This window comes from Enterobacteriaceae bacterium Kacie_13 (genome assembly GCA_013457415.1).
GTDB lineage: Bacteria > Pseudomonadota > Gammaproteobacteria > Enterobacterales > Enterobacteriaceae > Rahnella.
The window spans coordinates 42,681-63,534 of sequence record CP045666.1 but is presented as its reverse complement, the minus strand read 5'-3'; the positions used below and the strand labels follow the sequence as shown (position 1 = coordinate 63,534).

Annotated in this window: 14 protein-coding genes and 1 pseudogene; 12 read left to right on the top strand and 3 right to left on the bottom strand. The window is 50.9% G+C overall.

From position 1 onward, the window contains the following. Positions 1 to 2: 2 nt before the first annotated feature. The 3 genes and pseudogenes from GE278_21670 (at position 3) to GE278_21660 (ending at position 3,787) form a co-directional block, all read left to right on the top strand. Positions 3 to 1,313 carry an ATP-binding protein gene (locus tag GE278_21670; GenBank protein QLK63411.1) on the top strand — a complete coding sequence of 437 codons (1,311 nt, stop codon included), beginning with the start codon at positions 3 to 5 and terminating at the stop codon, positions 1,311 to 1,313. Next, the gene (locus tag GE278_21665) at positions 1,310 to 3,508 is read left to right on the top strand and encodes a DEAD/DEAH box helicase (protein QLK63410.1); all 2,199 of its coding nucleotides are present in this window, start codon (positions 1,310 to 1,312) and stop codon (positions 3,506 to 3,508) included. Before GE278_21670 ends, GE278_21665 begins: the two co-directional genes overlap by 4 nt. Positions 3,509 to 3,609: 101 nt before the next feature. After that, positions 3,610 to 3,787, top strand: a pseudogene (locus GE278_21660) (GntR family transcriptional regulator). A gap of 948 nt (positions 3,788 to 4,735) precedes the next feature. Here GE278_21660 and GE278_21655 read toward each other — a convergent pair. Together GE278_21655 and GE278_21650 are read right to left on the bottom strand one after the other, a co-directional pair. Then, the gene (locus tag GE278_21655) at positions 4,736 to 6,190 is read right to left on the bottom strand and encodes a succinate-semialdehyde dehydrogenase (GenBank protein ID QLK63409.1); all 1,455 of its coding nucleotides are present in this window, start codon (positions 6,188 to 6,190) and stop codon (positions 4,736 to 4,738) included. A gap of 8 nt (positions 6,191 to 6,198) precedes the next feature. Next, the gene (locus tag GE278_21650; GenBank protein QLK63408.1) at positions 6,199 to 7,467 is read right to left on the bottom strand and encodes a 4-aminobutyrate--2-oxoglutarate transaminase; all 1,269 of its coding nucleotides are present in this window, start codon (positions 7,465 to 7,467) and stop codon (positions 6,199 to 6,201) included. 138 nt (positions 7,468 to 7,605) lie between these two features. Between GE278_21650 and GE278_21645 the strand changes: the two genes are divergently transcribed. The 9 genes from GE278_21645 (at position 7,606) to GE278_21605 (ending at position 19,756) form a co-directional block, all read left to right on the top strand. Then, positions 7,606 to 9,111 (top strand): aminotransferase class I/II-fold pyridoxal phosphate-dependent enzyme, encoded by a 1,506-nt coding sequence (locus tag GE278_21645; protein ID QLK63407.1) that lies wholly within the window; start codon positions 7,606 to 7,608, stop codon positions 9,109 to 9,111. 1,539 nt (positions 9,112 to 10,650) lie between these two features. Beyond that, a complete protein-coding gene (locus tag GE278_21640; GenBank protein ID QLK63406.1) occupies positions 10,651 to 11,277 on the top strand; it encodes an AAA family ATPase in 627 nt (208 codons plus the stop codon). After that, a complete protein-coding gene (locus GE278_21635; GenBank protein QLK63405.1) occupies positions 11,274 to 11,483 on the top strand; it encodes a chromosome partitioning protein ParB in 210 nt (69 codons plus the stop codon). Before GE278_21640 ends, GE278_21635 begins: the two co-directional genes overlap by 4 nt. Positions 11,484 to 12,869: 1,386 nt before the next feature. After that, positions 12,870 to 13,856 (top strand): RepB family plasmid replication initiator protein, encoded by a 987-nt coding sequence (locus tag GE278_21630; protein ID QLK63404.1) that lies wholly within the window; start codon positions 12,870 to 12,872, stop codon positions 13,854 to 13,856. Between the two features lie 276 nt (positions 13,857 to 14,132). Continuing rightward, positions 14,133 to 15,836 (top strand): ABC transporter substrate-binding protein, encoded by a 1,704-nt coding sequence (locus tag GE278_21625; GenBank protein ID QLK63403.1) that lies wholly within the window; start codon positions 14,133 to 14,135, stop codon positions 15,834 to 15,836. 50 nt (positions 15,837 to 15,886) lie between these two features. Continuing rightward, positions 15,887 to 16,846, top strand: a complete 960-nt coding sequence (locus GE278_21620) for an ABC transporter permease subunit (GenBank protein ID QLK63402.1) — start codon at positions 15,887 to 15,889, stop codon at positions 16,844 to 16,846. Next, complete coding sequence (locus GE278_21615) at positions 16,843 to 17,793, top strand: ABC transporter permease subunit (protein QLK63401.1); 951 nt, start codon at positions 16,843 to 16,845, stop codon at positions 17,791 to 17,793. The genes GE278_21620 and GE278_21615 overlap by 4 nt, the downstream gene beginning before the upstream one ends. Beyond that, positions 17,790 to 18,794, top strand: a complete 1,005-nt coding sequence (locus GE278_21610) for an ATP-binding cassette domain-containing protein (protein QLK63400.1) — start codon at positions 17,790 to 17,792, stop codon at positions 18,792 to 18,794. Before GE278_21615 ends, GE278_21610 begins: the two co-directional genes overlap by 4 nt. Next, positions 18,791 to 19,756: an ATP-binding cassette domain-containing protein gene (locus tag GE278_21605; protein QLK63399.1), complete on the top strand. Its 966-nt coding sequence runs from the start codon at positions 18,791 to 18,793 to the stop codon at positions 19,754 to 19,756. The genes GE278_21610 and GE278_21605 overlap by 4 nt, the downstream gene beginning before the upstream one ends. Before the next feature lie 29 nt (positions 19,757 to 19,785). Here GE278_21605 and GE278_21600 read toward each other — a convergent pair whose 3' ends face one another. Continuing rightward, positions 19,786 to 20,709: a LysR family transcriptional regulator gene (locus GE278_21600; protein QLK63398.1), complete on the bottom strand. Its 924-nt coding sequence runs from the start codon at positions 20,707 to 20,709 to the stop codon at positions 19,786 to 19,788. Positions 20,710 to 20,854: the final 145 nt, after the last annotated feature.

The following is a 20,854-nucleotide window of genomic DNA, read 5'->3' as shown; positions in this document are numbered from 1 at the left end:
TAATGTCAGGTATTCGTATTCGCCTTAAAGAGAAAGACGCCATTATTCAATCGCTGAAATCAGGCGTCACGCCAAAAATTGGTATTCAGCACATTCAGGTAGGTCGCATTCATGAACTGAAAGCGTTGTATCAGGACATCGAGCGTATCGCCGACGGCGGCGCCGCATTTCGTCTTATCATTGGCGAATACGGTTCAGGAAAAACGTTCTTTCTCAGCGTGGTGCGCGCCATCGCGTTAGAGAAAAAGCTGGTGACCGCGAACGCCGATTTATCGCCCGACCGTCGCATTCATGCCTCGGGCGGACAGGCGCGAAATCTCTATTCTGAGTTGATGAAAAACCTGTCCACTCGCAATAAGCCGGATGGCAACGGGCTGTTAAGCGTCGTCGAACGTTTTATTACGGAAGCCAGAAAAGAGGCCGACGCCGCGGGGGCAGACGTTCCTTCTGTAATACATCAGAAACTTGCGGCGCTGTCCGACATGGTTGGCGGGTACGATTTTGCCAAAGTGATTGAATGCTACTGGACCGGCCACGAGCAGGATAATGAGATCTTAAAATCGAACGCCATCCGCTGGCTGAGAGGCGAATACACCACCAAAACCGACGCCAGAAACGATCTGGGCGTGCGTACGATCATTTCTGATACGTCGTTTTACGATGCATTGAAACTGATGAGCCTGTTTGTCCGCCAGGCAGGCTATGCCGGATTGCTGGTGAATCTGGATGAGATGGTGAATCTCTACAAGCTGAGCAACTCGCAGGCCCGCACCTCAAACTACGAGCAGATCCTGCGCATTCTGAATGACTGCCTGCAAGGCACGGCTGAGCACATCGGCTTTTTACTCAGCGGCACACCGGAATTCCTTTTCGATCCGCGTAAAGGTTTGTACAGCTACGAAGCGTTGCAGTCACGGCTGGCCGAAAATACGTTTGCCCAGCGCGCGGGTGTGATCGATTACTCCTCCCCAGCCCTGCATCTGGCGAGCCTGACGCCGGAGGAGTTGTACATCCTGTTAAGAAATCTCCGGCACGTTTATGCCGCGGGTGATGAAGCGCAATATCTGGTGCCGGATGAAGCGCTGACGGCGTTTTTACATCATTGCAGCCATACCGTGGGCGATGCGTATTTCCGCACGCCGCGAAACACCATTAAAGCATTTCTGGATATGCTCGCCGTGCTGGAACAAAACCCGAACCTTTTTTGGTCACAGCTGATCGCTACCGTCGATATCGCAGAAGATAAGCCGAGCGATATGGACATCATTGTTGATGCCGAAGATGACGACGAGCTGGCAGACTTCAGATTATGAATCGCGAATATCAGCGCTTAGATCCACGGGTGCAAAAATGGGTTTTCAGACAGGGCTGGAGTGACCTGCGCGATATCCAGAAAAAGGCCATTCCGGCAATTTTAGCAGGCAACCGCGATGTGCTGATCAGTGCCTCTACCGCAGCGGGCAAAACCGAAGCATTCTTTCTACCCGCCTGCTCTGCCATTGCCGATGTGCAAAACAGCTTCGGGATTTTGTACATTAGTCCTTTGAAGGCGTTAATCAACGATCAGTATCGGCGGCTGGAAAGTCTGGGGGAAGCGCTGGATATGGCGATCACGCCCTGGCACGGCGATGTCGCACAAAGTAAAAAGATAAAAGCCAAAAAAAAACCCTCCGGCATTTTGCTGATCACCCCGGAATCGCTGGAAGCGATGATGATCCGTTCGCCGGGCTGGGCGGAACAGGCGTTTTCCAATCTGTCTTACATCGCGATTGATGAATTTCACGCGTTTATCGGCTCGGTGCGGGGTATGCAGCTGTTGTCCCTGCTCAACAGGCTGGAACATCTGCTGGGCAGGCTTAACCAGCCGATACCGAGAGTGGCATTAAGCGCCACGCTGGGTGAACTCGAGACCGTTCCGCTGTCATTAAGGACGGGAAACGCCTTCCCGTGTGAGATTGTGACGGACAGTCTCAGTCATTCGCAGCTCCAGGTGCAGGTACGAGGCTATCAGGCATCGCCACCGGGTAAAGCGGGTCAGACGTCTGCCGCCGAAGAACAGGTCTGTCAGGATCTTTTCCGGCTATGTCGTGGTGATTCCCATCTGATTTTTGCCAACAGCCGCAACCGTACCGAACGCCTCGCCGCCTCTTTGAGCGACCTGAGCAAGGCGCATATCGTTCCTAATGAGTTTTTTCCTCATCACGGTTCGCTTTCAAAAGAGTTGCGTGAAACGCTTGAACAGCGCCTGCAAAAAGGGGATTTACCCACAACCGCCGTCTGTACCATGACCCTGGAACTGGGTATTGATATCGGCAAGGTGAAATCAGTGATTCAGGTCACGGTGCCGCATTCGGTCTCCAGCCTGCGTCAGCGGATGGGACGTTCGGGCCGGCGCGACTCTTCCCCGATATTAAGAATGCTGATAACAGAAAGTGAGCTGACGGCCAAATCCGGGCTGATCGATCAACTGCGGCTACAGCTGGTTCAGGCACTGGCGATGCTGCGCCTGCTGATCGCCAATCAATGGTTTGAACCCGCAGATACGCGTCAGCCGCATTATTCGACGCTGTTTCATCAGATACTGGCGATCACCGCGCAGTGGGGCGGCGTCCGGGCTGAACAGCTCTTTGCTCAACTCTGCCAGACCGGCCCGTTTAATCATGTCACTGGCGATCGCTTCAAAATGCTGCTCAGGCACATGGGTGCCATGCAGTTCCTGACGCAACTCTCCAGCGGAGAACTGGTTCTGGGGGTTGAAGGCGAACGGCGGGTAAATCACTACACGTTTTACGCCGTGTTCAACACGCCGGAAGAGTTCCGTGTTGTGACAGGTAACAGAACACTTGGGACGATCCCGATGAGTTCTCCAATGATGCCCGATCAACACATTGTTTTTGCCGGACGCCGATGGAAAGTGACTGAAATCAGCAGTGAGGCCAAAGTCATTCATGTCACCGCAACGCAGGGTGGGCAGCCGCCGATTTTTGGTGGTGAAGGCATGTCCGTACACGACAGAGTCAGACAGGAAATGTTCAAAATCTATTGTGAAGGCGATTACCGAATTCCTTCAGGCAGCCAAAAAATGGATTTCGCCAATTCCACGGCCAGAGGGTTATTTAGCGAAGGCCGCCAGTGTTTTCAGGCCGGTAATCTTGTCTCTGCACGCTTTGTTCAGCAAGGCGATCAGGTGTGTATTATTCCGTGGCTGGGCGATAAAACTGTGAATACCCTGCATGCCTTACTGTTGCAGCGCGGATTTAAAGCCGGAGCATTTGCCGGTGTGATAGAAGTGGAGAATACAACCGTGAATGAAGTCAGACACTCGCTGAGTGACGCGCTGAAAGCGGGGCTCCCTTCAGAGGCGGAACTGGCCCGGCAGGTTGCTGAAAAACACATTGAAAAATACGATGAATTTCTCCCGGATGATTTGCTGAATGAAGGATACGGACGGCGGGCTTTTGATATCGGCAGCGCCCGGCATTGGCTAACTACGGCGTTGGGTAGCTGAAGGCCGCCTCCACATCACATTTTATGCATCATGTTGTTTAATCACATCTGACGGTTTCCTCATTAATCTGGGTGCGCGTACTCTACTGCTACGGTGAACTTTTGAATTATCATATCAGCTCAATTAACCACGCCTATCTGGGCAGCAGCGTGTATGCCACGTTGCGGGAAGCCCTGATCACTGGCCGTCTAAAACCTGATGATCGCCTGCGTTTTCGCAAGCGTAACGCCGGTGCGGGATGCGATTTTACAGCTGGCGAAAGAACAGGCGCTGGAGCTGGAAGGATTAGGAGCGGAGTTAAAAACTATCTCCATACGGCATGGAATCTTCAGAAATTGTCTCGGTAAGCACAACGTTCGCGGTACGGGCGCCTTGCATACGGTCGTACATTTTGTACATTCTCAGCAATGCACAATCAACGGCATGAATCGCCGTAGGAGTGAAGCAATCCTCGTTCCAGCGGATAATCATTCCTCCTGTATTGGGATCGAAAATAAATATTTCATCTCCTGTGCCGTAGAATGCTATTCCCATGTGATTCATCGGATAATAGTTGCGTTTTCGGAAGGCACAATTATCAAAACGGCTACGAGTCTCCCCCACCGATAAAGCCAGCAATACCACACCGCATCCTCTTACAAATGGCTTCTGAGGAAGAATGCTGCGGGTATATTGGGATTGAAGATGGAAGATTCTTTGGCGAAAGATCTGAAATCCTGGCGTAGTGGTATTTTCTAAAATATTCCCCGATACACGTACTGCTCCCATATACTCCTGTACATAATTAAACGCCTGAAGCGGACTTAGTGGGAGAGAGGAACCTTCAGCATATTCAATCAGATGTACCATTAGAGCGATACTGAGCCCACAACAAAACCCACCCTGAGTTTGTAACTCATACTGACGACAGCGAAAATTTTTGTAGCTCCTGAATAGACATTTTTATCTTACTTTTTAATAAACATTCTAACCCCACGATTTATTTATTAGCCAACTCACTAAAAAACATGTGTAAATAAAAAATGGAATAGTCATTATCATATGAAAATATTCAGTTGAGAATCTCAACATAGGAAAATATAATTCAATTTGATGGGGGTTATTATTTTATATTTTACTTTTTATTGATATCACACATTTTTTAAGTATCTATTTACAGCCCACCTCAGTATTGCTTGCGTGCATCCCTGCACATTATCCGTATAAAGTCTGCTTACTGAGAAGGGTTTATTCCGCCAGATCAATGCACAGATATTTCATTTCCAGATATTCGTCCATACCGTGACGAGATCCCTCACGCCCCAGCCCGGACTGTTTAATGCCTCCGAACGGTGCAACTTCATTGGAAATCAACCCGGTATTAATACCCACCATGCCATACTCCAGCGCTTCCGGCACCCGCCACTGGCGTGCGGCATCACGCGTAAAAATGTACGCAGCCAATCCGAACTCAGTGTCGTTGGCCATCGCCACAACCTCTGCTTCATCAGTGAAGATAAAGAGAGGTGCGACCGGCCCGAAGGTTTCTTCTCGGGCGAATTTCATCGCGGAAGTGACATTCCCCACCACGGTTGGCTGGAAGAAAGTTCCACCCAGCGCGTGAGGTTCCCCGCCGGTCAACAGCGTTGCGCCGCGAGACAGCGCATCCGCAATGTGTTCGCGCACTTTCGCAATCGCTGCATCATCAATAAGTGGCCCCTGCGTCACACCCGGTTTCATACCATCGCCAACATTGAGCTTTTCTACTTCTTCCACCAGTCTGGACACCAGAGCCGGATAGATGCCTTGCTGGACATAAATGCGGTTGGCGCAGACGCAGGTTTGCCCGCTGTTGCGAAATTTCGATGCCATCACTCCCGCCACCGCGCGTTCCAGATTGGCATCATCGAAGACAATAAACGGCGCATTTCCACCGAGTTCCAGCGAGAGTTTTTTCACCGTTGGCGCACTTTGCGCCATCAGGATACGTCCAACTTCGGTCGAACCGGTAAAGCTGAGTTTGCGAACCACCGGGCTGTCACAGAGTACTTTGCCGACGTCACTGGCTGACCCCGTGATCACCTGCAAGACCCCCGCAGGAATACCGGCTTCAATGGCCAGTTGCCCTAAGGCTAATGCGCTGAGCGGCGTCTGTTCAGCCGGTTTGACAATCATCGAGCAGCCCGCCGCCAGTGCTGGCGCAGCCTTACGGGTGATCATCGCTGCAGGAAAGTTCCACGGAGTGATCGCCGCGCATACGCCAATCGGTTGTTTCAGCACCAGCATGCGCTGTGTCGCCTGCACCGGTGCCAGCACGCTACCTTCAACGCGTTTAGCCTCTTGTGCAAACCATTCTATAAATGAGGCGGCATAAACGATTTCACCCCGCGCTTCCGCCAGCGGCTTTCCCTGTTCTGCTGTCAACAATGCCGCCAGATCGTCAGCGTGTTCGACCATCAGTTGCGCCCATTTTTGCATCACTGCGGCACGTTGTTTAGCGGTTTTCTCCCGCCAGCCCACCTGTGCCTTTTCTGCATACACAATAGCCTGCGCCGTTTGTGCCATGGTTATTTGCGGAACGCTGCCGAGAACATTCCCCGTCGCCGGATTTATAACATCTTCACGGTCACCATTTTCGCTGTCCACCCATTCGCCGTTGATCAGGCATTGCTGGCGCAGCAGTGTTTGATGTTTCAGTTGCATGAGATCCCTCAGTCAGCAAGAACGCGAGATAAAATCGCCAGTGCATCCTGAAACTGAGCATCAGGGATCGTCAGCGGATACAGAAAACGAATTACGTTACCGTGTACGCCACAGCTCAGCATTAGCAAACCAGCATCCAGCGCCTTGCGCAGATACTGTTTGGTCAGCTCAGGCGAAGGCTTTCCGGTAGCCGGGTCGTTAAATTCAGCGGCTACCATAGAACCGCGCGCGCGGACGTCCACCAGCGCTGCGCAGTTCCCTTTGGCCGTTTCCAGCACTTCAACGAGTTCTGCACCCAGACTGTTGGCGCGGTCACACAGTTTTTCGTCTTCAATAATATCCAGCACCGCCAACGCCGAGGCCACGGCCAGCGGGTTACCGGCATATGTGCCGCCGAGACCACCCGGTTCTGGTGCATCCATTAATTCAGCGCGGCCGGTCACGCCTGAAATAGGCAGTCCGCCGCCCAGGCTTTTCGCCATAGTGACGAGATCCGGTTTCGCATCGCCGTAATATTCCATCGCAAACATTTTGCCGGTGCGCGCAAAGCCGCTCTGGACCTCGTCGGCGATTAACACGATGCCGTGACGATCACAGATTTCACGCAGTCCTTTGACGAAATCTTCCGGTGCGATATTGAAACCGCCCTCCCCCTGTACCGGTTCGAAGACAATGGCGGCGACCTGAGACGGGCTGATATCACTGCGGAAAATTCGCTCAATGCTGTCGAGCGCCATTTCCGTGCTGACGCCGTGCCGGGCATTAGGGAACTGCGCATGGAAAACGGATGACGGGAACGGCCCGAAACCCACTTTGTAAGGCACGACTTTGCCGGTCAACGCCATGGTCAGTAAAGTGCGGCCGTGGAATGCGCCGGAGAAAGTAATGATGCCGGGACGACCGGTAGCAGCACGGGCAATTTTCACCGCGTTTTCTACCGCTTCCGCGCCTGTTGAGAAAAAGGTCGTTTTGGCTTTTCCTGCTACCGGAGAAATCGCGTTGATGCGCTCCGCCAGAGTGACAAAACTAGCATAAGGCACAATCTGATAGGCTGTATGCGTAAACTGATCGAGTTGTTTGCGGACAGCATCGACAATTTTGGGATGACGATGCCCGGTATTCAGCACTGCAATTCCCGCCGTAAAATCGATGTACTCTTTACCCTCTTCGTCCCACAACGTGGCATTTTCGGCCTTCGCTGCGTAGAAATCGCACATGACGCCAACACCGCGAGGTGTCGCTTCTTTACGACGTTTTTCCAGTTCGCTGTGACTCATCTTTGCTCCTGCCTGACGGCTAATGTTTTGTAGGGTACAGGGTCAATAAAGTATGAAAGTTGTTATCCACCCTTGTTTTTTATCCTGCCAGCGGCTCTATAATCCAGAACCAGTTCTGTTTATTTCGAGGATCCACTTTTGCGATCACTTCTTTCTGACCTCATTTTGCAGCGGCTGACCAGTATTACTGACGCCACACCTGGTACCCTAAACAAAAGGGTTTATCAGGTATTACAACAAGCTATCTTCGATGGCAGCATCAGACCCGGCAGCCGCCTGCCCGCTTCGCGCGATCTCGCCAAAGAACTGGATATTTCGCGGAATACGGTACTTGCGGCCTATGATCAACTGCAGGCCGAGGGATATATCCAGACCCGAAGGGGAAGCGGTACCTTTGTCCCCTCTGATTTACCTAAAGACGGCGTGATAGCCGATAAGACGCTGACGAAGTGTGCACCGGTTCGAAGTCACGTCACGCTTTCCAAACGCGGTTCGCAATTGCTGACCCGAACCGGTGTGGCTTCGCACCAGTGGGGGGCATTTATGCCCGGCGTCCCGGATGTCACCCAGTTTCCGCATGATATCTGGCGCAAGCTGCAAAACCGCCTGAGCCGCCGCCTGCATCCTGAATTCCTTACTTACTCCCGCCACGGTGGCTGCCCGCAGCTGCAACAGGCATTGGCGGAATATCTGCGCGTAGCGCGTTCAGTCGATTGCACACCCGACCAAATTCTCATCACCGCCGGTACTCATCAGGCGCTGGATTTGTTGGCGAAAATGCTTTGTGACCCGGGGGATGTCGCTTGGATTGAAGAACCTAGCTATTGGGGGATCCGCAACGTGTTGTCAGTGAATGGGGTAGAAATTCATCCTATCGTCGTAGACGATAACGGTATGGATCCGCCTGAAAATCAGCCCGAAAATCAGGCACCAAAACTGATATGCGTGACACCGTCACATCACTACCCATTGGGGTCCGTTATGGGTCTGGCCCGGAGACAAAAAATCCTCGCGCTGGCAGCGCAACAAGGTAGTTGGGTGGTGGAAGACGATTACGACAGTGAGTTCCGCTATTCCGGCAGCCCTATCCCCGCGCTTCAGGGGTTGACCAGCGACGCACCGGTCATTTACATCGGGACGTTTAGCAAAACACTTTATCCCGCAATGCGTATCAGTTACGTCGTTTTGCCGCATTCGCTGGCGTCGAGGCTGAAAATAGCTCACTCCGAGTTGTATCGGGGCGGGAACGGGTTGACACAGCTGACGCTGGCGGAGTTTATCCGCGAAGGGCACTACGCCGCGCATATCCGCCGCATGCGCTTGATTTACGGCAAGCGCCGCGGTGTGCTGACGCGAAAAATTGAGCAGGAACTCGGTCTTGAATTTATGTGCGAGAACAGCAACGCCGGACTACATCTGATTCTTTCTTTGCCTGATTCAATTGACGATGTTGCTTTAAGCGCGGAGCTTGAACAAAAAAATGTGCTGACACGCCCTCTATCCGCGTATTACCTGCGCCCTGCTACCCGACGGGGATTACTGCTCGGCTACGGATGTGTGGCGGAGGAAGATATAGAAAAGGCTTTTAGACATATCGTTGATTCGCTTAAGCGAAGGCTGAAACCCCAAAGTACAATGGCGTAGAATCGTGACGCATAAGAAATCTTTGGAGCGTTATCACAGTGCGTCTTATAATCTCAACATCTCAACATCTCAACATCTCAACATCTCAACATCTCAGAATTCTGTAATTCTGTAATTCTGTAATTCTGTAATTCTGTAATTCTGTAATTCTGTAATTCTGTAATTCTGTAATTCTGTAATTCTGTAATTCTGTAATTCTATCTTAGATGAATCCCCCAATCCTGCCATCTTGAAATCCCACAATTACCTAATCTCATAATCCCAGAAACCAATGTGACCCCATAATCTCAGGATTATGTTTACAGACTAAGACTTCCAGCAACCAAATCTCGTCCTTACAAGATTTAAGGATTACTTAAACCTTGCACAGGTAGAATCCCAAGATGCTAATCTCAAGATACTAGAATCCTATGATTATTGAAATTTAATCCTGAGATTATTGGATTATATAATTAAATCCCGGGATTCCAGGATGTCAGTCAATGCTAGAATCTTAGAATCCTCGCACTTTATTATCATCTTAACTCACTGATTAAACTATTATGATTATGAAATCTTGTAATCATTTGCTTGTGCATAATCTCAGGATTATTAGATTTTATGTTAATCACGGAATCTCAGGATTCTTAACGTTATGCTGCGTGAACGATATGGTAAAAGCCTTGTTGACTGGTGTAGTATCACAGAATCCTGAAATCATAACCTTCCAATGATACTACTATCCTGAGATAATTTTCAAAGTTGTTTTAAATCCTGCACTCACAGAATCTTTGAATCTTAACCTTCTATAATCTTGTAGATTCTCACTACACTCACAAAATAATCCTATAATCATTACATCCCGGTAGCTCAGGATGGAGTGATAAAGTGATTCCAGGATTGCAGAATCTCGAAATCACGTGACACTGTAATCGAATAATAATGATGAGATTATGAAATCAATATCGCATGAAAATCATGAGATGGTGAGATGGTGAGATGGTGAGATGGTGAGATGGTGAGATGGTGAGATGGTGAGATGGTGAGATTTTACAGGAGCTTTCAGGCTTGTATACCCAATTGTTTATTCCTGTGTATTTGGTTAGACACTACTAATCCATTGAAATCACAGCCCCCTGAGATTCAAAAATCATAGAATCCCATAATTCAGTGATTGCTAAAATTCCGACCGGTTTGATTACACGCTTCTTGTGAGATGGGAAATTGCACACTCTCGACCATCCTGGGCAATATGTAGAAGATTTCATAATCTTAGAATCTTAGAATTCTGAGATCTAGGAATATACATTCAAACCCTTTACTTCAGACCTTGCACTTAGACTGTGATGTTGGTTATAGAATCTCATAATCCTGGGATTTTGTAATTCAGTAATCCTTAAATATTGAAATCCTCGGATGCAAACCTTATAGTAGCAACTCAATCCTATGATTCATGGATTTTTAAATCTCATAATCCTATGATTACAAGCTTTTTGAATCCTAAAATCTTAGAATTTTGGGATGCAAGTAATTCACCGAACGCTTCATCAAGAGGGTGTTATGGCAGCGAAAATTATTTCCTTCCTCAACGGGAAGGGCGGGGTAGGGAAGACCACGACGTCCATTAACATTGCTACCTGTCTTGCAAGACAAGGTCACAAGGTCGTGATGGTCGATACCGACCCACAAGGAAGTATCAGTAACTGGTACGATGATAGCAAATGTCAGTTCGATCTGGCTGAAGCTGCCTCAGAAAAAGAAGTCTATACCGTACGTAAGCAATTGAAAGAATATGATTACGTGGTGATTGATGGAGCAGCGGCAATTTCAGCAATTTCATCTGCCGCTGTTATGGTCAGTGATTTGGTATTGATCCCAGTGACACCGTCACCTTTAGATTTTGCGGCCTGTGGTGCTATTCTTGCCGTCGTCGAAGCACGTGAAAACCTACAACCGGTCATTGCGCGTTTTCTCATCACGAAAAAAGTGGCTTCCGCTAAGATGCTGGAAGTACTCAAAGCCTCGATAGCTGATACCGGCGTTCCTGCACTTCGTACCGGCACGACTCAGCGCCAGGTTTACATACGTACAATGATGGATGGCGGCACTGTTTTCGATACAACGGATGGTAATGCGAAGGGCGAGATTGAAATCATGACAAAAGAAATTACGGAGCTGTTGAAATGAAAATGAAACTTGGGCAGCACAGACAACTGACTACAGCACTGGACGCTGTAGCGAAGCCACCTGCTTCCGTGAAAAAATTGCAAACCAACATTGACGAAGAATTGCATCGCCGCTTCAAAACCAGCTGCTTCCTGCAGGATCGCGAGATGAAAGACGTATTGACGGAGTTGATCCAGGGCTGGCTTATCAATAACGAACGCTCGTGAGTCACTGATCTTGCGCCGGAACGGGTCAAACCAGGCCCGTTTCTGGCAAATACCGCACTAACCCCCTGCCAGATAAGAATTAATTTGCTCTTCAATATTTTCCAGAACATCCTGCAAGACTTAAAGAAGATCCCAAAATCAAATAATGTTTTGTTTCTTTTTTAAGTTTAGATCTTTCTCTTTAAGGGCTAATTTTCACCTTATTTATTAATACGTTACACGCTGTTTTGTGGAGGGTTTTCCTGTCTGGGGTGGAGATCATTCCTGTTGGATGTGGATCCTTTTCATGATCAATGTAGAGCTTTTTCCTGTGGATAAACTCTTTAGCGATCAGAATATTATCGACGTGGAGACATTTCCTGTGGATATCCTGCCAGATCCGATAGACCTGCGCCCATTCTAGCCATTTAACCGCTAACTTACCGCCAGAAAGCACTATTTCTCCAAAGTGGAGGGATTTCCTGATCACCTGTGTTTTTCCATATGTGGAAGAATTTCCTGTGACAGCGTCACTTGATGCCCTGACTGTCACTTTTGGATCGTGAACCCACTAGATCTGGCAAACCAGCTTCACTTTTTTCACACTAAAAGAGCATATGTGGAGAGATTATCTGATCCCTGATTCCTCTTATGTGGAAGAATTATCTGATCAACTTACGTGACAAAGAGAAGAGAATAAGTCACATAATAAAGTTAAATCAATTAGTTACTGAAATAGGTGACGGTGTCACATTCTTATATGTGGAAACATTACCTGATCTCGTAACGAAAATGATGCTCGAAAGTGTGATCGGATAAATGATTTCTTACCCACAGGTGGAAAGATTTCCTGATCCCCTGGCAGACTATACGTGGAGACATTTTCTGTGATCCCTCCAAATAACAATGTGGAGAGATTTTCTGATCACGCGATCGTCGTGCGCTATATGTGGAAAGATTATCTGATCCCTCGGTGATAGATATGTGGAGATTTTTCCTGTTGATCTTCCGGGGCAGGGCTCCTTTGACGGTTCCTAATAAGTGAGATGCCGGTCACAAACCGATTTCGTATGATTAATCAACATTCCGGATGCTTATGTGGAGTGATTTTCTGTTGTCTGGAGTGAATTGTATCTTGCCACGTTGCTGAATAACCGAGAACGTCGTAAATGATCGTCCACGTCATATGTGGAGTGATTTCCTGTAAAAAGAGTGAAGATCCAAGATGTTAAAAAAAGGATCCTCAGTCGTTAGGAAATCAATATGTGGAGATTTTTCCTGATCCATCTTTTTCGATCTTCACTTAATGCATTGAAATATAATAAGTAAATAACACCTGTTTTTACTTTACGTTAGTATTTTTTATGTGGAATAATTTACCTACATTCCACCTATGGATCCTGCTACATGGAACTGAATAAACTGACCGTAGTTCAGGGGAACGATCTTCTGGAAGGCGCTTACAGCGTCACTCTGGATGAAATGCGCCTGCTGAACCTGGCTCTGGCTCAAATTGATAGCAGGAAACCGCAACCAGACACGTTATACCGCCTTTTTCCTCAGGATTATCAGCGTATCTACGGCGTAAACCCGACCAGCAGCCACAGGCAGCTGCGCGAAGCGGCGGAAAGCCTGATGAAAAAACCGGTGACGATCTACAAACCGGACGTCAAAACTGGCAAAGTGCGTACTGTGCAACTGTCCTGGTTCTCGCGTCTGGAATACGTCAGCAGTGACGATCACAGCGCGGTGGTATTGAGGTTTGGGCAGGATGTTGCGCCATATCTCTATGAACTAAAAGAATCTTTTACTAAACTGAATTTTGCCAACATTGCAAAACTTGATACACCGTTCTCCGTTCGCCTGTATGGCTGGTTAATCAAAGCCAAGAATCTCTACGGGCGCCGCAGCGGTAAAGCCATTGAAGTGACCCTGGATCTTAACTGGATGCGCGAGAAGGCCGGTTTGGCGGGTAAATACGAGGACTATCGTGACTTCCGCCAGAAGCTGCTGGAGCCGACCATCAACCGGATCAATGCCAATACGGATATCTCCGTGGTCTGGGAGCCGGTGAAGCAGGGCAGAACCGTGATGTCTATCAAGTTTGCCTACGTGGATGAATCCGCGCCAGAAGCCAGCAAGCCACTGCGGCCGCGCTTGCCACGCCGTCCGCGTGCTGTTGCGGGCTCTGCGCTGGAAGGTGAGTGGGCACGACGCTGTATTGCTATCTTTGAAGAGTATCGCGATAAATTAAGTGCTTACGATGTGGATGAGAAAGCGACATTGCCGGATCTGCGCAAACTTTCAGGCTGGTACAAGATGATTGGCGAGAAGAATAAACAAAAAGAGATCCTCTCCGAAGTCAGTGCTCGCAGTAAGAAGGCGGCCGGGTAACGCCTTACTCCCTGCATTATTCATGACGGCGTATCTTTCACAAGATACGCCGTTTTTCGTTGCCTGAATCCTCTCCTATACACCGACATGTTCTATTAGATCCGCCCTATACAAGTGTTTAAAAGTTAGTAAGCACTTACTGGGTATGATCAGGAAAAGTTTCCACATAACCCGTTTTGGCGGCTTTTGCAGCAAGCTCTCCAAAAGCTATAAGCCATATTTTTTCGTTGTTAGACAAGGACAAACCCCAACCTTACTCTTCGTCATGTTTTGTAAATTGCATGCACACTTATTGATGAGGGATGTCTTTTGGCTACAGTACCGAATTCTTTTAAAATCGCATTACTGGCCAGCGCCGTAATGTTTTCTTCTTTTGGATTTGCTGATGACGTGCTCAAAGAAGGCATCACGCCAGCTACCGATACCAGTCAGGTACCGGCTTCGGCAAAATTGCGCACCGACACAGTGATCGCCGGGATCTCAGAACCACAGGGGATTTTTAACCCGTACTTCTTCGTAAACGGTTGGGACGAGAACGTCACGAACGTGATCTTCGCCCGCCTGGTCGATTGGGACAGTCAGGGCAAACTGGTTCCCGGTCTGGCTGAAAGCTGGACGGTGAGCCCGGACGGCAAGACTTACACCATCAAGCTGCGCCCGAACCTCAAGTTCAGCGACGGTTCCCCGCTGACGGCGGAAGATGTCGCATTCACCCTGACTGTCCTGTATGACCCGAAATACGATGGCGACACGGACATCACGCTGGCACACATTGCTGGCGGTGATGATTATAAACAAGGCAAAGCCGACAGCGTCAGCGGCCTGAAAGTGGTGGATCCGCTGACCCTGCAGGTCACGACTACTCAGCCGGGCGCGACCACGCTGCAAAAGATCGGCGGCCCGGTGCTGTCGAAAGCGTATTACGGCAAAGGCTACCAGCGCGGAAATCTCGATTACCTGCGCACGCTGCACGGCAAACCGCTCGGCAACGGACCCTATGTCTATGACAAATATATTCCGGGACAGGAGATCCGTTTTCACGCCAACGCGAATTATTACCGTGGCGTCCCACCAACCCCACGTTTCATTTACCGCGTCACCAATCCATCGACCAACTTCCAGTTATTCCAGACCGGTGATACCGATTACGATGCGTTTACTTCCCGACCGGATGATATCGAACAGCTGAAATTGCTCGGTTTTGCCAACATCAACCTCTACGGATCCAGCGATTACAGCAAGATTGAATTCAACCTTAAACGCCCGGCGTTGCAGGATGCGAAAGTGCGTCAGGCGCTGATCTACGGGCTGGATCGTCAGAAACTGATCGACGTGGTGTATCAGGGTTACGGTACTGTCGCCATTGAGCCAATTTCGCCGATCTCCTGGGCGTACAATACCGACGGCGTGAATCCATACAAATTCGATCCGGCGCAGGCGAAGAAATTGCTGGATGAAGCAGGCTGGAAAGTGGGCGGCGACGGTATCCGCGTAAAAGACGGCAAACGTCTGGAACTGACGCTGCTGGTGAGTAAAAAAGTGCTGAACGATGCGCTGATCCCGATCGCTAAAGAGGATTATCAGAAAATTGGTGTGCTGTTGAAACCTCAGGTAGTCGATTTCAATGCGCTGATGTCACAGCGCAAGGCCGGTAACTACGATCTTGCATCCTTCAGCACCAGTACGCTGAACGATCCTCACGATGGCGTGTGGGACTTCTACAGCACCGAGGCCGCCGTTCAGGGCTATCACAATGCCGAAGTGGATAAGCTCATCAACGAGGGTAACGCCACGCTGGATATCGAAAAGCGTAAGCCGATTTATCATGAACTCTATAAGGTGCTGGCGAACGACCCTCCGGTGATCTTGCTCGGTAACCGTAAGATTCTCTCGGCCAGCAGCGCCCGGGTGACCGGCTTCAAACCAGACATCTATAACGGCCTGACCGGCAGTCTGCCGGATGTAAAAATCGTCAAATAATCAAAATCACGTTGCTGCCGGTTTTAACCGGCAGCTTCAATGAGAAAGTCATGAGAAATTTCATTCTGCGTCGTTTGCTTCAAACTATTCCGATGTTGTTCCTCGCTTCGCTGATTATCTTCATGCTGTTTGCCAAAACGCCAGGCGATTTCATCGATGGGAATATCACCCTTACGGCACAACGCGCTGCCGAGCTGAAAGCGTTATATGGCCTCGATCAGCCTTTAATCAGCCGTTATTTGCACTGGCTCGGGAATCTGCTGCAGGGCGATCTCGGGTTCTCGCTGCAATATCAGATCCCCGTCAGCCAGCTTCTGAATCAGTACATCTGGAATTCCTTCCTGCTGGCGACCATCGCGATGGTGCTGTACTGGGGAATTGCGCTGGCGGTGGGCATTGTCTCGGCGATGAAACCTTATTCGCTATTCGATCACGTGGTCAGCGTGGTGATTTTTGCCGCAATGTCATTCCCGACATTTTTCCTCTGTCTGCTGCTGATCAAATGGTTTGCGGTGGACTTGCACTGGCTGCCTGTAGGCGGTATGACCAACATCGGCAGCGACGCCACGGGGTGGGCCTGGGTGATGCAGGTGGCGGCGCATTTGGTGTTGCCGGTAATTGCGCTGGTAATGTTACAGGCGGGCAGCCTGACGCGCTATTTCCGCGCCAGCATGCTGGACGTCGTGCGCATGGACTTCATCCGCACCGCGCGCGCCAAAGGGCTGCGTGAACGCACCGTCATTTTCAAACACGCGCTGCGTAATGCGCTGTTGCCGATCATCACGCTGCTGGGCTTCGAGCTGCCGGGACTGTTTTCCGGTGCGCTGATCACTGAGAAAGTCTTTAACTGGCCGGGAGCAGGGCACATCCATATTGATTCTCTGGCGGCGCGTGATTACCCGGTGTTGATGGGCTTCACCCTGTTTCTGGCGGTATTAACCATTCTGGGCAATCTGATTGCCGATGTGCTTTATGCGTGGGCTGACCCGCGTATTCGTGTGAGGTCGTGATGTTCGGATCGTTATTTTCAACTCACCGCCGGCTGCGCGACGCACAAATCCCGGTCATGGCACAAGTGACACCGTCACCCTGGCGGCAGGCGTGGAAGGCACTGCGCGAGAACCGGCTGGCGATGTTTTGCCTGATCTTACTGCTGATAATGGCGGTCTGGTGCGTAGCGGGCCCTTACTTTTCGCCGTGGCGTGATGATGCCACAGATGCCCTGATGATTAATAAAGCACCGAATGCAGAACACTGGCTGGGCACTGATTTCCTCGGCCGGGACGTTTACACGCGTCTGCTGCTGGCAGGGCGTATCTCGCTCATCATCGGGCTGCTGACCATGCTGCTGTCGGTGACGCTTGGTTACCTGCTTGGCGCGGTGTCAGGCTATCTCGGCGGCGTGACCGATAAAATCATCATGCGTTTTGCCGATCTGGTGATGACTATTCCGAGCCTGCCGCTGCTGATCGTCATGGGCGCGATGCTGTCGGAGCTGGATTTCTCGCCGGATTCACGCGTCTACATGGTGATCGTCATGCTCAGCCTGCTCGAGTGGCCGAAGCTGGCCCGTCTGGTACGCGGGCAGATCCTCTCGCTGCGTGAGCGTGATTTTATGCTGGCGACGCAGGTGCTCGGTCTTTCATCGCGTCGTCGTTTGTTCGGCCATTTGTTGCCGAATACGGTTCCGATTCTGGTGGTAATGGCCACGATGGCCGTTGCGAATGCCATCCTCAGCGAATCCGCGCTCAGCTATCTGGGTCTGGGTGTGGTCCCGCCGACACCGTCTTGGGGAAATATGATGGATGCCGCCAACAGCCTGATCGACTTCCAGCGCCGTCCGTGGTTATGGATGCCACCGGGCATTGCGATTTTTATCACCGTGATCGCCATTAACGTACTGGGTGATGGCCTGCGCGACGCGCTCGATCCCAAAATGAAACGGAGCAAAAAATGACTCAACCTTTGATCCGTTTTAATCAGCTTTCTCTCTCGTTTTCCAGCGATCAGGGACGTGTGCGTGCGGTACAGGACGTTACGTTTGACGTTCAGTCCGGGCAAACGGTCGGCATTGTTGGCGAATCTGGCTGCGGGAAGAGTGTCACTGCTATGTCGCTGATGGGGCTGTTACCGCCTCAGGCGGCACGCATCGACGGCGGCGAAATTCTTTTTCAGGGGCGTGACCTGCTCAAATTGCGTCCGTCACAGATGGCGGATTTGCGCGGCAATCAGCTGGCGATGATTTTTCAGGAACCGATGACGGCGCTGAATCCGGTGCTGACGATTGGCGAACAGCTGGTGGAGCCTCTGATCCGCCATCTGGGCGAATCACCGCGAACGGCGTGGGCGCTGGCGACGAAGATGATCACCGACGTCGGGCTGGCGCGCGCCGACAGCCTGATGAAGAGCTACCCGCATCAGCTTTCCGGCGGCATGTTACAACGCATCATGATAGCGATGGCACTGAGCTGCAAACCGCAGCTGCTCATCGCCGACGAACCAACGACCGCGCTGGACGTCACCGTGCAGGCGCAGATCCTGCGTTTACTGCGCGAACAGGCACAGCGCCACCATATGGCGTTGATGCTGATCACGCATGACCTGGGGGTCATCGCGCAGATGGCCGATCATGTCGTCGTGATGTACGCCGGTAAAATCGTTGAACAGGGCGCGACTGCTGAGGTGTTGCGTAATCCGCTGCACCCGTATACGCAGGGGCTGATTGCCTCAAGGCCAAAACCAGGCGAACGTCTCCGCCGGTTATATTCCATTCCCGGTCAGGTGCCGGATCTGGCCGCACTGCCGCCGTATTGCGCATTCACCGACCGCTGTGATCGCGCAACCGACCGCTGCCGTCAGGGTATTCCGCCGCTGGAAGGGCAGTCGCGTCAGGCCGCGTGTTTTTACAGCGGACTGAGTCCGGTTCATGAAATGAAAAGCAGGGAGTTCCAGCCATGAGCGCGGAATATCTGATAGAGGTCGATGGCCTGAAAAAACACTTCCCAATCCGCGACGGCGTATTCGGGCAGGAAACCGGCCAGCTGCGCGCTGTGGATGGTGTCAGCTTTAATATCCGCAAAGGCACGATTTTCGGCCTGGTGGGGGAATCCGGCAGCGGTAAAACCACCGTTGGGCGCACCTTGCTCGGTTTGTATGACAAAACGGCGGGCAGCGTGAAATTTCACGGCGAGGATCTCCACCAGCTAAAACCGAAACAGCTGAAAGCGCTGCGGCCTAAAATCCAGCTGGTTTTTCAGGATCCGTACAGTTCGCTAAACCCGCGGATCCGTATCGGTGACGCTATTGGCGAAGCGATGCTGGAACACAAGCTGTGCACGCGCGCAGAACTGCACGCCAAAGTATTGGAGGTGATGAAGATCTGCGGTCTTTCGCCGTTGCATTACAACCGCTTTCCGCACGAGTTTTCCGGCGGTCAGCGCCAGCGTATTGGCATCGCCCGCGCGCTGATCCTGCAACCGGAATTTATCATTGCAGATGAACCCATTTCTGCGCTGGATGTGTCGATTCAGGCGCAAATCATCAATCTGTTCTCGGATTTACGCGACGATCACGGCGTGACGTTTCTGTTTATCTCGCACGATCTGGGCGTGGTAGAGCATCTTTGCGACGATGTGGCGGTGATGTATCTTGGTCAACTGGTGGAAACTGCCCGTCGTGATGCGCTGTTTCGCCAGCCTTTGCATCCTTACACGCAGGCGCTACTGGCCGCAGTACCAACGCTCGATCCTGACAGCGAGCCGGTGGCGATGGTCAGCGGCGAAATTCCGGATCCCTCCAGACCGCCTGCCGGATGCCGTTTTCACACCCGCTGCCCGCTGGCAACCGATCGCTGCCGCGCAGAAATCCCGCTATTGCGTGAGGTGGAAAGCGGTCATCGCGTCGCCTGTCATCTGGTCTGATTCACCTTAATTCTGCGCCGGTGAGGAGGTCATTCCTCCAATACCCGGCGGCTTTCCATCTGCATTTTCTTTCCGACGGCTTTAGTCACTTCGATCACTTTCTGCGTGGCGGGTGAAAGAAACGCGCCTTCCAGCCACGTAATACCTACGCGGCGTTCCATCACCAGCTGATCGTTATCGATGCGGATCAGCCGCGAAATAAACTCTTCCTCTGCCAGAATATTCTCTGACAGAAAACTCAGCAGCCCGCTTTTAGCGATCAAACCGGGTACGGACGCCAGCGAGCTGATTTCGACTTTGACGTCCGGCGGCGGGCAATGGTTCTCGTAAAAGATCCCGTCCAGCCACTGGCGCATCGAAACCGTTTTTGCCGGTAAGATCCAGCCGAAACGGCTGAGTTCGCGTAAAGACGTGGGTTTGCCGGCCAGCGGATGGTCACTGGAGGCGCAGACCACCACGCGGTCTGCGGTGACCGGCAGCTGCACCACCGGACTTTCGTAGTTCACCAGCGGACCAATGATGATATCTATCACGTGGCGCTCCAGCAGGGTGAACAGCACGTCATTCATGCCTATTTGAATTTCCAGCTTCATGTTCGGCACCTGCGACTGCAACATTTTGCAGATTTCTGGTAACAGGAACTGGGTGGATGAACCTGAAATGCCCACGCGCACAATGCCGCCCGCGCCGCTGCTCAGTTCGTTCATCACTTCGGTGATTTCATGATATGAACTTTGCAGCGCCAGACCGCGTTGATAAAGAATACGACCTGCCTCGGTAAGCTCCAGCCCGCGACCTGCCCGTTTGAACAGTTTTATGCTGAGTTCTTTCTCCAGGCGAGTGATGGATTTGGAAAGCGCGGGCTGAGTTATATTTAAATTTTGTGACGCAAGTCTCAAATTCATTATCTGTGCAGCTGTCACAAAGTAATCCAGGTCTCTGTTATTTATCATGTATTCCTGAAATTCATCGATTTGGTAATAAAATATAGTAGAAGGCATGAGAGGCAGGGTCAATAATCTCGCGATCTTCGGGGTCGCAGGCCTGGCGTGGCCAGTTTTTGCGGCAGCGAATCCGCCTGTTTTTAAGTAAAATAAG